This is a genomic window from Enterobacter cloacae complex sp. 372C4, from assembly GCF_050030615.1.
Lineage (GTDB): Bacteria > Pseudomonadota > Gammaproteobacteria > Enterobacterales > Enterobacteriaceae > Enterobacter > Enterobacter intestinihominis.
Map to the genome: position 1 here is coordinate 1,626,323 of NZ_JBLGUQ010000001.1, position 13,596 is coordinate 1,639,918.

11 protein-coding genes are annotated in these 13,596 nt (G+C 51.2%); 4 read left to right on the top strand and 7 right to left on the bottom strand.

The window, feature by feature from the left end; genetic code table 11:
* Window positions 1–64: 64 nt before the first annotated feature.
* Window positions 65–514: a copper resistance protein gene (locus ACQG11_RS07885; protein WP_001023257.1), complete on the top strand. Its 450-nt coding sequence runs from the start codon at window positions 65–67 to the stop codon at window positions 512–514.
* A gap of 288 nt (window positions 515–802) precedes the next feature.
* On the top strand, window positions 803–1,540 hold the full coding sequence (locus ACQG11_RS07890) for a peptidoglycan DD-metalloendopeptidase family protein (protein ID WP_000287501.1): 738 nt from the start codon (window positions 803–805) through the stop codon (window positions 1,538–1,540).
* Window positions 1,541–1,573: 33 nt separating this feature from the next.
* Here the strand turns inward: ACQG11_RS07890 and ACQG11_RS07895 are convergent, their stop codons facing one another.
* The 7 genes from ACQG11_RS07895 to silC form a co-directional block, all read right to left on the bottom strand.
* Window positions 1,574–1,771, bottom strand: a complete 198-nt coding sequence (locus ACQG11_RS07895) for a DUF2933 domain-containing protein (RefSeq protein ID WP_000843494.1) — start codon at window positions 1,769–1,771, stop codon at window positions 1,574–1,576.
* Between the two features lie 40 nt (window positions 1,772–1,811).
* The gene (gene silP / locus ACQG11_RS07900) at window positions 1,812–4,259 is read right to left on the bottom strand and encodes an Ag(+)-translocating P-type ATPase SilP (protein ID WP_001353604.1); all 2,448 of its coding nucleotides are present in this window, start codon (window positions 4,257–4,259) and stop codon (window positions 1,812–1,814) included.
* Between the two features lie 126 nt (window positions 4,260–4,385).
* A complete protein-coding gene (locus ACQG11_RS07905) occupies window positions 4,386–4,826 on the bottom strand; it encodes a DUF411 domain-containing protein (RefSeq protein ID WP_000758228.1) in 441 nt (146 codons plus the stop codon).
* An 86-nt stretch (window positions 4,827–4,912) separates the two neighbouring features.
* Window positions 4,913–8,059: a Cu(+)/Ag(+) efflux RND transporter permease subunit SilA gene (silA, locus tag ACQG11_RS07910; protein WP_000574029.1), complete on the bottom strand. Its 3,147-nt coding sequence runs from the start codon at window positions 8,057–8,059 to the stop codon at window positions 4,913–4,915.
* 10 nt (window positions 8,060–8,069) lie between these two features.
* Window positions 8,070–9,362, bottom strand: coding sequence for a Cu(+)/Ag(+) efflux RND transporter periplasmic adaptor subunit SilB (silB, locus tag ACQG11_RS07915; protein ID WP_000157620.1), 1,293 nt, complete (start codon window positions 9,360–9,362; stop codon window positions 8,070–8,072).
* Window positions 9,363–9,475: 113 nt separating this feature from the next.
* On the bottom strand, window positions 9,476–9,829 hold the full coding sequence (cusF, locus tag ACQG11_RS07920) for a cation efflux system protein CusF (RefSeq protein WP_001246155.1): 354 nt from the start codon (window positions 9,827–9,829) through the stop codon (window positions 9,476–9,478).
* A gap of 27 nt (window positions 9,830–9,856) precedes the next feature.
* Window positions 9,857–11,242 carry a Cu(+)/Ag(+) efflux RND transporter outer membrane channel SilC gene (gene silC / locus ACQG11_RS07925; protein WP_000475506.1) on the bottom strand — a complete coding sequence of 462 codons (1,386 nt, stop codon included), beginning with the start codon at window positions 11,240–11,242 and terminating at the stop codon, window positions 9,857–9,859.
* 189 nt (window positions 11,243–11,431) lie between these two features.
* On the opposite strand from silC, the gene silR reads away from it, so the two are divergent.
* Both silR and silS read left to right on the top strand, forming a co-directional pair.
* A complete protein-coding gene (gene silR, locus ACQG11_RS07930; protein ID WP_000697968.1) occupies window positions 11,432–12,112 on the top strand; it encodes a copper/silver response regulator transcription factor SilR in 681 nt (226 codons plus the stop codon).
* Window positions 12,105–13,586 carry a copper/silver sensor histidine kinase SilS gene (gene silS / locus ACQG11_RS07935; protein ID WP_000555736.1) on the top strand — a complete coding sequence of 494 codons (1,482 nt, stop codon included), beginning with the start codon at window positions 12,105–12,107 and terminating at the stop codon, window positions 13,584–13,586. Before silR ends, silS begins: the two co-directional genes overlap by 8 nt.
* Window positions 13,587–13,596: the final 10 nt, after the last annotated feature.

The window sequence follows — 13,596 nt, forward strand, 5'->3', positions numbered from 1 at the left end:
AGGTTGATTATTTTTATATATGATCATAAGGACATCTTTTATGTACCTCAGAAGGTAATTACACATGAATATATTAATCACGACCACTGCGTTTACAGCTTTATTTTGTGGGGCAGCTTTTGCTCAGTCCAGTGATATTGCCCATGAAGCACATCGATTTGTTAATAATGCCTCAGCCGTCAGTCATGTGAATTCCTCGACGCATGAAAACTTACCGGACAGGGTTAATAAAAACAACACGCCCTCATTCTCTGAAATGAATGAACATGAAAGGGCCATTGTTGCTCATTCATTTATGAACAACAGCGCGTCCTATGCGCATCAGAAAATGATTGAGGAACATAAAAAAATGCTGTCCGGCAGTGATGCAAATTCAAAGACCTCGTCTTCTTCTTTTAACGAACTGAATGCCGGAGAAAAAGCCGCTCTCGTGCATGAGCAGGTCAATAATGCCGGTGCGGAAGCACATCAGACGCAGGCAAGAAAGCTTCGCGGGCTGTATTCGACCAGGTAACTGCAGGCGGGTTAGTGCTTAGCGTCAGGTGCGCAGCAGGGCTTTACTGACGGGTTACGTAGCAGGACATGAGCCCCATATTGCTCTGCCGTAACCTGTTTCAGTCCCGTTAATCATCACCGTCGGGCTGGTCATACAGTTCCCAGAGCTTCAGGAGCAAACGGGAAACAAGATATGTTACAAAAATGACGACCATCAACGGTGCTCCCGATTAACTGACAGATGACACGCCTCCTGAAAACCCCTAGCATACGCCGCAGTGTTCATGCTAACGGCGAATTCCAGTAAATGTATTCTACCGATGTCGTAAAAGAAAATGCCTACCTTTCAGCCACCCGCTCGGGGCTGGAATCGAACGAGATCGCTACTCTTCAGCGCTCCTTGCCTTCCCGGTTTAATCTGCGGCATTTGAAAAAAAATGAATCATTAAAACTCGTACTGCAAAAGAAAGCGGGAAAATCACGTGTCGTGGCCTATAAATTTACGTCCGGTTCATTTAATTACACGGCGTATCGTATATCAGATAAAAAGTTCTATAACCTTTCCGATACTTCCGGGAAAGGCAGTCTCGATTATCCGTTACCGGCCACAGCAAGACTCAGTTCGCCTTTCAATCCTGCAAGACTTAACCCGGTATCGGGAAAAGTGAGTCCCCATAATGGCATTGATTATTCCATGCCCATGAACACGAAAATAGTCAGCGTCATCGACGGAAAAATCACCCGGGCCGAATACAACAGTACCATGGGATATTTTGTTGAAGTAACGGGAAAAGCCGGTGTTAAAACTCGCTATCTCCACCTCAATAAAATACTCGTTACTAAAGGGGCCAGGGTTACACGGGGAGGTGCTATTGCGTTATCCGGTAACAGCGGACGTTCATCCGGTCCTCATCTGCATTACGAGCTGGTCATCAATAACAACCCTGTTAACTCTCTGGCGTTCCGGGCAGCGGCACCCGCTGATAACAAACTCGAACAGCATGCCTTTGCGCATGCCAGAGACTACGAACGATACCTGGACTGATAACGGGACCGCGACGCGGCCCCGTCTGCCGGATTAATTTTTTTTATCGTTTTCACTTCCGTGATGTTGATGATCTCCATGCCCTCCGTGGCCGTGGAAAAGATGCATTAGCGGGCAGACCAGCAATAACAGATATGGCCAGTAACCTGCCACATGTGACCAGTGTTCGCGCAGGAGGGCAAATGCCGCGATCGCGGCGACAGCAATAAGCGCATAGGTGGTACTTTTCATACTGGACTCCTTCTGTTCGTAACTGACCCTTCACTCAGTGTTATTTCCCGAGCCTGACACTTTTCAGACGCAACGCATTCACAATGACGCTGACGGAGGAAAGAGCCATGGCCGCCGCCGCAATAACTGGCGACAGCAGTATTCCATACACAGGATAAAGCAGACCTGCAGCCACAGGCACGCCAAGTGCGTTGTAGATAAATGCAAAAAACAGATTCTGACGGATATTTTTCATGGTGATCTCTGACAGATGACGGGCCCTGTTCAGTATCATCAAGTCGCCTTTGAGAAGGGTGACTCCGGCACTTTCAATTGCCACATCTGTACCCGTTCCCATGGCTATACCCACGTCAGCCGCTGCCAGCGCCGGGGCATCATTCACACCGTCTCCGGCCATCGCAACCACATGGCCAGACTCTTTCAGTCGGGTTATCACTGCTTTTTTGCCATCCGGCAGAATTCCGGCTTCAACCTCATCTATTCCCAGTTTCCGTGCGACTGCTTCAGCAGTAAGCTGGTTATCCCCGGTGAGCATAACGATGCGGATCCCCGCCTGACGCAAAGCTTTAAGCGCATCCGGCGTGGTTGTTTTCACGGGATCCGAGATAGCTATCAGGCCTGCAAGGTCCCCGTCTGTGGCCACATAGATAACGGTAGCGCCTTCCATCCGCAACGTATCCGCAACGGCCTTTTGATTATCAATAACTATACTGTTTTCCTGCATAGCCAGTTCATTACCAATAACAACCCGTTGACCTTCGACATCGCCTGAGACACCTTTACCCGACGGTGCATCGAAATGAGTGACTGCGGGTATTGCGATCCCCTTTTCCTGTGCTGCTTTAACTACTGCCATACCCAGCGGATGCTGCGAGCCTTTTTCCACTGCGGCTGTTACACGCAAAAGAGATGTTTCCCCACCCGGATTGAGACTGATAATCCCTGTCACCGTAGGCGAACCTTCCGTGAGCGTGCCTGTTTTGTCGACAACCAGCGTGTCCACTTTTTCAAGACGCTCAAGGGCTTCGGCATTCCTGATTAACACCCCGGCCTGGGCTCCTTTGCCCACCCCCACCATTATCGACATCGGCGTGGCCAGCCCCAGCGCGCAGGGACAGGCAATAATCAGGACCGACACAGCCGCAATGAGACCGTGCGCCATCCTGGGCTCGGGCCCCCAGACAGACCAGATCACGAAAGCAACAACCGCGATAAGTATCACCAGAGGAACAAACCAGCCTGAAACGCTGTCAGCCATTCTCTGGATGGGGGCACGCGAACGCTGTGCATCAGCGACCATCTGAACAATTCGTGAGAGCATTGTTTCATCACCGACTTTCTCTGCACGGATGATGAGACTCCCTGTCTGATTAATGGTCCCCCCGATGACAGGGTCACCCTCCGTTTTGGTAACCGGCATAGATTCCCCGGTCACCATCGATTCATCAACGGTTGTTTTGCCTTCGATCACGATACCGTCGACCGGAATACTCTCTCCAGGTCTGATGCGGAGCTTATCGCCAGGCAGGACATCTTCCGCATTAATATCCGTTTCATGACCGTCATGATCCAGCCGTCTGGCGGTTTTGGGGGCAAGGTTCAGAAGCGCAGTAATGGCGCCTGAGGTTTGTTCCCGTGCCCGCAGCTCAAGAACCTGTCCCAGCAGAACAAGCACCGTAATAACTGCTGCGGCTTCAAAATAAACGGCCACCAGGCCATCCATGTTTCTGAACGATGCAGGAAACCAGGAGGGGAAGACGGTTGCAATGACGCTGTAAACCCAGGCTACGCCGGTCCCCATTGCAACAAGGGTAAACATATTCAGGGAGCGGTTACGTAACGACATTCCGGCCCGGGCGAAGAATGGCCAGCCACACCACAACACGACAGGGGAGGCCAGAAGCAGCTGCAGCCATGTGTTGTACTGTGGCGGTACTGTATTCCTCAACTCGGGAAACAGATGAGATCCCATTTCGAGTACCAGAACCGGAAACGCCAGCAACAACCCCAGCCAGAAGCGTCTTGTCATGTCGTGAAGTTCATCACTCGGCCCCGTGGATGCCGTAGCTACGAGCGGCTCCAGTGCCATTCCACAGACAGGACAGCTTCCGGGACCACTGCGGCGTATCTCCGGGTGCATCGGACATGTCCACACACCTTCAGAATTCTCTTTTTCCGCCTGGTGGTGAGGCTGTTTTATCTGATCAGGGCTGACTTCGTGATGATCGTGGTGATGGTGATGGGAATGTTCACTGGCATCTTCGGTAAGATAACGATCGGGATGGGCTTTAAATTTACTCTCACAGCTGGCGGAGCAGAAATAAAGTTGATGGTCCTGGTATCGAATGCTGCTGTGCGCCCTGTCGGGCAGGATGGCCATCCCGCACACGGGATCTCTCACCTTATGCAATACGTGGCCCTCGTCCGGGGATAATGTCTGCTCAGAAGCAGTCTGGTTGTTGTGTTGCACTGCATTGTCATTTTTCACAGTAACTCTCCTTATGCATACCGAAGCATCTTCTGTCTTCAGGGTATGTCATGGATGCGATTACCACGAATATCGCCGGCACAGGAGTGCCTGCTACCGGCGTCCCGTTATCAGCCGTTCCGCTGACTATTCGATTCGCTGGAAGACTTTTTTACTTCCATCCGGTGAGAATGCGATAACATCGTAAGCCTCTTTTCGGGCTCCCATCTCCATTCCAGGACTTCCTGCTGGCATACCGGGGGTGGCGAGACCGTATATACCTGAACCAGACTGCATTGCCTTATGTATCGTTGTCGCAGGCACATGGCCTTCAATGATCAAATTACCGGCAACCGCGGTATGACAACTTCGCAGTCCTGCAGGAATAGCATGCTTTTCTTTCAGGGCTGACAGCGCCTGATCATTCATGACGTGAGTTCGTACTTCAAACCCGTCTTTTTCCATCGCCTTGCCCCACAGGGAACAACAGCCACAGTTTTCAGATTTGTACATATCAATCACTTTTTCACTCGCCATCGCGGGCAGTGAAAGGCCGAGAGCCAGCGCCATCAGAACCACTTTTTTCATACTCACCTCTGTATATTATCGATTTAAACCCTGACGTCAGGGTGAATCAGTAAAGAAGGACACCCACAGGGGGTGCCCTTTCAGGTTCAGGACACGCTTTTTTTATGTCTGCGCAGCCAGATTAATTTGTAGGCGGCAGGAATAATGAACAGGGACAGCAGCGGAGCCGTGATCATCCCACCAATCATGGGTGCCGCGATACGGCTCATGACTTCTGAACCTGCACCGGTTCCCCAGAGTATTGGCAGCAGACCCGCAATGATCACCGCCACGGTCATGGCTTTCGGCCGGACACGCAGTACGGCACCATGATAGAGGGCTTCATCAAGGCCTTCCGGTGTGAACGTCTCTTTACGGGACAATTCCGGGTGCGCTTCAATGGCATGACGCAGATACATCAGCATGACCACGCCAAACTCTGCTGCCACCCCGGCCAGAGCGATAAACCCCGTTCCGGTTGCGACAGACATATGGAAGCCCTGCCAGTACAGGAACCATATCCCGCCAACCAGGGCGAACGGCAGGCTCATCAGGATCAGCAGGGCTTCATCAACCCGGCGGAATGCCAGATACAACAGGATGAAGATGATCATCACCGTCATCGGCACCATCAGCTTCAGTTTCTTGTTGGCATGCTCAAGCAGTTCAAACTGTCCGGAGAATGACACGCTGGTACCCGGTCTCAGTTTCACTTTCTGACTGATCGCCGTTTTAATGTCATTAACCACCGACACCATATCCCTGCCGCGCGCGTCAATGTAAATCCAGCTGGCTGGACGGGCATTTTCCGTTTTCAGCATAGTCGGCCCGGAAACGACCTTAATATCCGCAACATCGCCCAGCGTGATCTGCTGCTTCATCGGGGTCAGGATCGGCATCTGTTTCAGGGCCTGCGGGCTGTTCCGGTAATCCTGCGGATAGCGGATATTAATCGGGTACCGGGCCACGCCTTCAACCGTTTCCCCTACCGTCGCGCCGCCGATGGCTGATGAGATGAACAGCTGCACATCGCCCACCGTCATTCCGTAGCGGGAGGCTTTTTCCCGGTTGATATCCACATCAATGTAGCGCCCGCCTTCCAGTCGCTCTGCGAGAGCAGACACTACGCCGGGTACGGTTTTGGCGACCGCTTCGATACTCTGCGCCGTTGCATCGATATCGGACAGAACCGTTCCGGACACCTTGATACCTATCGGGCTTTTGATCCCGGTTGAGAGCATATCAATACGGTTACGGATTGGCGGCACCCAGAGGTTTGCCAGCCCCGGTAAACGGACGGTCCTGTCGAGTTCTTCAATAATCTTGTCAATCGTCATGCCTGGACGCCACTGATCCTCAGGTTTGAGCTGGATCGTGGTTTCAACCATTTCGAGCGGTGCGGAATCCGTGGCGGTCTCTGCTTTACCGGTCTTGCCAAATACAGAGGCCACTTCAGGAACGCTTTTGATTAACTTGTCCGTCGTCTGCAGGAGCGCTGCAGCTTCAGCCGGAGAGACACCCGGCAGGGTCGACGGCATATACAACAGGTCGCCCTCGTTAATCTTCGGCAGAAACTCACCGCCCACCTGGCTCAGCGGCCAGATAACGGTGAAAATGGACAAGGCCGCAACCAGCAGGGTTGTTTTTGGCCAGTGGAGAACCCGCAACAGCAATGGATGATACGCTTTGATCAGTACCCGGTTCAGGGGGTTACTGGTCTCTGCAGGAATTTTCCCCCGGATCCAGAATCCCATCAGAATCGGAATGACGATGATGGCCAGCGCGGCCGCGCCCGCCATGGAGTACGTTTTCGTGAATGCCAGCGGGCCAAACAGACGTCCTTCCTGACCTTCCAGGGTAAAGATAGGAATAAAGGACAGGGTGATGATCAGCAGGCTGATAAACAGTGCGGGTCCCACTTCAACGGAGGCATCGGTAATCACCTTCCAGCGGGTGGCGTTGTCAATCTGCTCACCCGGATGCTGATGATCCCACTCCTCAAGCCGCTTATGCGCATTCTCAATCATCACAATGGCGGCATCCACCATCGCACCGACGGCAATCGCTATCCCTCCCAGCGACATGATATTGGCGTTCAGTCCCTGGAAGTGCATGACGATAAAGGCGATACACAGACCAAGCGGCAGAGAGATAATCGCCACCAGGGCAGAACGTACGTGCCACAGGAACAGGGCACAGACGATGGCCACCACGATAAACTCTTCCAGAAGTTTGGAACTGAGGTTATCAATCGCCCGGTCGATGAGCTGGCTGCGATCGTAGGTGGTCACGATTTCAACGCCTTCCGGCAGGCTGGCCTTCAGCGTCTCAAGTTTATCCCTCACTGCCGTGATAACGTCGCGTGCATTTTTACCCGACCGCAGGATCACCACGCCGCCAGCGACTTCGCCCTGGCCGTTCAGCTCGGCAATACCACGCCGCATTTCAGGCCCGGTCTGCACGCGGGCAACATCCCGCAGATAAACCGGCACGCCGTTCTCGCCTGTTTTCAGGACGATGTTATTAAAATCATCAATGCTCTGAAGATAACCGCTGGCACGGACCATATACTCAGCTTCGGCCATTTCAACGGATGAGCCACCGGCCTCCTGGTTAGACGATTCAAGGGCCTGTTTCACTTCGGGCAGGCTGATACCATACTGAGACAATTTTACCGGATTGACCTGAATCTGGTACTGTTTCACCACGCCGCCAACCGAAGCGACCTCAGCCACGTTCGGGATGGTTTTCAGCTCAAATTTCAGGAACCAGTCCTGCAGAGAACGCAGTTCTGAAAGGTCGTGTTTTCCGCTGCGATCGACAAGGGCATATTCAAATATCCAGCCCACCCCCGTGGCGTCCGGACCGATTTCAGAACTCACACCGGCGGGCAGTTTTCCCTGTACCTGGTTCAGGTACTCCAGCACGCGGGAACGGGCCCAGTACAGATCGGTGCCGTCTTCAAAAATGACATACACATACGAATCACCGAACTGTGAAAAACCACGCACGGTTTTTGCGCCAGGCACGGACAGCATGGTGGTGGTAAGTGGATAGGTGACCTGGTTTTCTACAATCTGCGGGGCCTGGCCGGGATAGCTGGTTTTGATAATGACCTGCACATCTGACAGGTCAGGCAAGGCATCGACAGGCGTGTTAATAATCGTCCATGTGCCCCAGATGCTGAGAAACAGGGCCCCCATCATGACCAGGAAACGGTTGGCGACAGAGCGCCGGATAATCCATTCAATCATCGTCGTCTCCTCAGTGCCCTGAATGCATATTTACAGGCTGGTCAGACATTGCTGGCATACTGCTTTCTGTTTTTTCAGGGTGGCGCATACGTTCCAGTGCGCCCGTAATATTGGCTTCAGAGTCAATGAGGAACAGGCCACTGACCACCACGGTATCGCCTTCATTCAGGCCGGAGCCGATGCCGGACTGTTGCTGTGACTCATGCAGAACGTGGATCTGTTTCGGCACAAACTTGCCTTCATCATCAACAGTAATCACGCGCTGTTCTTTGCCGGTATCGATAACGGCCTGGCTTGGTATCAGCAGCATCTCCTGGCTTCTGGTATTCAGTTTCAGATAGGCATTCATGCCCGGCTTGAGAAACTCATCCTTATTAGAAACCTGGAGACGGACCTGAAGCGTACGGGTTGTCTGATCCACGCTGGGAAGAATATTCCATTTTTCGACATGGAATGTTTTATCCGGATAAGCCGGTACCGAAATTTCAAACTGCGACGTATCTTTCAGCAGATAGGCGATAGATTCTGGCACTGCAGCGCTGATCCAGACCGGGTCCATTCCCTGAATCTGAGCCACCACCTTATCTTTCGAAATATTCATGCCGGTGCGCAGGTCAAATGCAGTAATGACACCATCAATAGGTGCTTTAATGGTAAAACGGGTCTGAATGCTCCGGGTAGAACGCAGTCTCTGAATATCCTCTTCCGGCATACCTGCCAGGCGAAGCCGTTCCAGAACGCCTTTAATTTGCGTGGAAGTACCACCGGTGCTGGATAACAGAAGGAATTCACTCTGTGCTTCCACCCAGTCCGGAATGGTAATATCGATAAGTGGCGTCCCCTTCTTCACATGATCGCCAATCGTCATGGGGTAGACTTTTTCGACAAACCCGTCAGAACGCGCCTGCACAATAACAAACTGATACTCGTTATAGCTGACATTAGCCGGGATTGTCTGAGAATAATTCAGCATTCCTCGCGTGACTTTTTGCGTTTTTAATCCCAGATTCTGAACCTGGGTTGGGTCGATACGGATCCCGCCACTGCTTTTATCGCCACTGTCATCAGCATATTTTGGCACCAGGTCCATATCCATAAAGGGCGATTTTCCGGGTTTATCAAATTTGGTATCCGGTTTCATTGGGTCATACCAGAAAAGCACCTTTCGTTCCGGTGCCTTTTGTTCTGTTTTTTCTGTCTTTTGTGCTGAGTTTACATACTGCCAGGCAGTAACCGATATCAGCCCCCCTGCTATGAGGCTGCTGATAATTATTGCAGCATATTTTATCTTTAAAGAAGCCATACAATTTTCCGCTAAAAAATCAAAACACCTGGCATATGCGCCTGACGGTTAACTCACACATATACCTATGTGAATGTACAGGCGCACAGGATGTAATCGCTCCGGACAGCCAATCAGGACTGCGTCACGTTAATGCTTTTGAGTAAGGAGATATTGCCCTGCTGAATAAACGAGAAATCGACATGGTTGCCTGTTTTCAGGGCATTAATAGCATCGTCTGCATTAACAAAAGTAAAGCGCATGGTCATTGCAGGCCAGCCCACCGCTGGAATTGCTTCATGCGAAATGGTGATTTTCTTAGTATTCATATCAATGTCTTTAACGACACCGGTGCCCTTGATAACTTGCTGTACCGAAGCATCACTGGCAGTATTCATATCGCCATGCTGATGTGTTTCAGCATGAAGACCGGCAGAAAACATGACAGAGAAGGCACCAAATAAAACGGCTTTAAGTGAATTACGCATTTTAATTTCCTGATTAATTAAATAAATTTACTCTACCCAACCGCCACCCAGCGCGGTAAACAGATTAATTTCGTTAACCTGCCGGGAATAGGTAAGATCGAGAATGGTTTGCTGGGTAGCGAAGAGGGAACGTTCTGCATCCAGCACTTCGATGTAACTGACAGCACCACTTGCATACAATCCTCTGGCACGCTGGAGAGTTATCTGAAGTGAATCAAGATAACGCTGCTGTGACTCAAGTTGCTGGCTAAGGCTGTCGCGCAGCGCAAGCGTGTCGGAAACATCCTTAAAGGCTGACTGAATTTTTTGTTCGTAATTAACCACCGACTGTTGCTGGCGAATTTCAGCCAGCTTCAGATTGGCTTTATTCCTGCCAGCATTAAATATAGGAATTTCAATTTTAGGGATAAAATTCCACATTCCACTTCCTGACGTAAACAGGCTGGACAGCTCCGTACTGCTTGCGGAAAGACCACTGGTCAGGGTAATTGAGGGGAAAAAGGCCGCTCGCGCTGCGCCAATATTGGCATCAGCCGCTTTCAGCTGATATTCCGCTTCCATAATATCCGGTCGCTGCAGCAAAATTTGTGAAGACAGATTTGGTGGCAATTTTACTGGGGCTATCTCCCCGCCTTTCATCCCTTTTTCTGACGGAAGTGCGCGGTACGTTCCCAGCACCAGTTGCAGGGCATTGTTTGCCTGAGCCAGATCGCCTTCTCGTTTGGCTATTTCGGCGCGGGTACTTTCGATTTGTCCTCGCGCCTGTTCAAGTGCCAGAACGTTCGTACTCCCGGTCACGAGCTGCTGCTCAACGAAAGCATAGGACTGTTGATAATTTTTCAGCGTTTCCCGCGCAATACGAAGTTGTTCGTACGCCAGTTGCTGGCTGAAATAGCTTTGTGAAACGTTGGATACCAGCAGGATGTGTACGGCCCGACGGGCTTCTTCGCTGGCAAAGTAGTTCTGGCGATCAGCATCACTCATGTTCTTAAGTTTGCCGAAAAAATCGAGCTCATAGCTGAGCTCCAGTCTCGCGTCGTACTCCTGTGTGGTCGGCTTGTCACCTTTCAGACCACCGCTGTATGTTATCCCGGATGAGGCATTCAGCTGGGGATAACGATCTGCATCCGTGACGTTGAACTGGGCTCGGGCCTCTTCAACCTTCAGGGCAGCCATTCTCAAATCACGGTTATTAGTCAGAGCTTCACCGATCAACCGGGTAACCTGGGGATCGACAAAAAAGTTACGCCAGCCCGTATCCTGATAGCCATTTACCGCTGGCGTCAGGCTGTTATGGGACAGTGAAAACTGCTGGGGTACCGGTGCTGCGGGCCGCTGATATTCAGGCGCAAGCGACACGCAGCCTGCCAGGATGAATATCGTGCTAATGCTGAGTAATTTTAATTTGAACATAACGCTTCTCGTCCAGGCAGACCTGGTAAATGGTTCAAATGAAGTCCAGAGTATTGATAGGGGTACTTTACCTAACGCTCTCTGTTTGCCGGGTGACAGGATAATGACAATGTTGTCATTTTTGCTGTAATCCGTTGATAACGATCGTGGGCGCAATAGAATGACATTAGCAGCCAGCCGGGGAGCAAGATGAAAATATTGATCGTCGAAGACGAAATTAAAACAGGTGAATATCTCAGCAAAGGGCTTACAGAGGCAGGGTTCGTAGTGGATCACGCTGATAATGGTCTTACCGGATATCATCTCGCCATGACAGCCGAGTATGATTTAGTCATTCTGGATATCATGCTACCTGATGTGAACGGCTGGGATATCATCCGCATGCTGCGCACTGCCGGAAAGGGTATGCCGGTCTTACTGCTGACAGCCCTCGGCACGATCGAACATAGGGTCAAAGGACTGGAACTGGGTGCGGACGATTATCTGGTTAAACCCTTTGCGTTTGCCGAACTGCTCGCCCGGGTGAGAACCCTTCTGAGGCGGGGAAACACGATGATCACGGAAAGCCAGTTTAAGGTGGCTGACCTCTCGATTGATCTCGTATCCAGAAAAGTCAGTCGCGCCGGAAACCGCATTGTGCTCACCAGTAAAGAGTTCAGCCTGCTGGAATTCTTCATTCGCCATCAGGGAGAGGTTCTTCCCCGCTCCCTGATTGCCTCTCAGGTCTGGGACATGAATTTTGACAGCGACACTAATGCGATCGATGTCGCAGTAAAGCGACTCCGCGCTAAAATAGACAACGATTACGAGACAAAGCTGATCCAGACAGTCCGGGGCGTGGGCTACATGCTGGAGGTCCCGGATGCATAGCAAACCTTCCAGACGCCCTTTCTCACTCGCTCTGCGGCTGACCTTTTTTATCAGCCTGTCCACGATACTGGCTTTTATCGCATTCACCTGGTTTATGCTGCATTCTGTTGAAAATCATTTTGCCGAGCAGGATGTCAGCGATCTTCAACAAATCAGCACCACACTGAACCGTATACTGCAGTCCCCGGTGGATCCGGATGATAAAAAAATAAGCAAAATAAAGGAATCAATTGCCAGCTACCGCAACGTTGCCCTTTTGCTCCTCAATCCCAGGGGGGAAGTGCTCTTTAGCTCAGCTCAGGGGGCGGCACTACGCCCGGCAGTGAATTCAGCAGATTTTAGCGAGCACAGCCGCGCACGGGATGTCTTTCTCTGGACGGTGGAGGATCCTGCGGGACCGATGGATACCGGGTCCGAAATGAAGATGGAAACATACAGGATTATCGCCTCCTCTGGTCAGGCGATATTTCAGGGCAAACAGCAGAACTATGTCATGCTGACTGGCCTATCCATTAATTTCCATCTCCATTACCTCGATGCGCTGAAAAAGAACCTGATTGCGATTGCCGTCGTGATAAGCCTGTTGATTGTTCTGATCATTCGAATCGCTGTCCGTCAGGGGCACCTGCCCCTTCGTAATGTCAGCAATGCCATTAAAAACATCACCTCCGAGAATCTTGATGCGCGACTGGAACCGACACGCGTTCCCATTGAGCTGGAGCAACTGGTTATCTCGTTCAATCATATGATTGGAAAGATTGAGGATGTCTTTACCCGCCAGGCCAATTTCTCTGCCGATATCGCGCATGAGATCAGAACGCCCATCACCAATCTGGTGACGCAGACTGAAATCGCACTGAGTCAGGATCGAACACAGAGGGAACTTGAGGATGTCCTCTATTCCAGTCTTGAAGAGTATAACCGGATGACCAAAATGGTCAGCGATATGCTGTTCCTGGCACAGGCAGATAATAATCAGCTGATACCTGACAGGGTCATGTTTGACCTCAGAGCGGAAGTCATGAAAGTCTTCGAGTTTTTCGAAGCCTGGGCCGAAGAACGCAATATCACGCTCAAATTTAACGGGATGCCCTGCCTGGTTGAGGGAGATCCACAAATGTTCAGAAGGGCGATCAATAATCTGTTATCCAATGCCCTGCGTTATACCCCGGAGGGACAGGCAATCACCGTCTCAATAAGAGAGCAGGAGAGCTTTTTTGACCTTGTGATTGAAAATCCGGGGAAACCAATCCCTGAAGAGCATTTATCAAGGTTGTTTGACCGTTTTTATCGGGTGGATCCGTCCAGACAACGAAAAGGAGAAGGCAGCGGCATCGGCCTTGCGATTGTGAAGTCAATCGTGGAAGCACATCACGGAAGAGTGCAGGTGGAATCGGACGTACACTCAACGCGTTTTATCTTATCCGTGCCCAGACTGGAGAAAATGATTCCGGACACCCAGTGCTGGGAATAAAGGTAAGCGT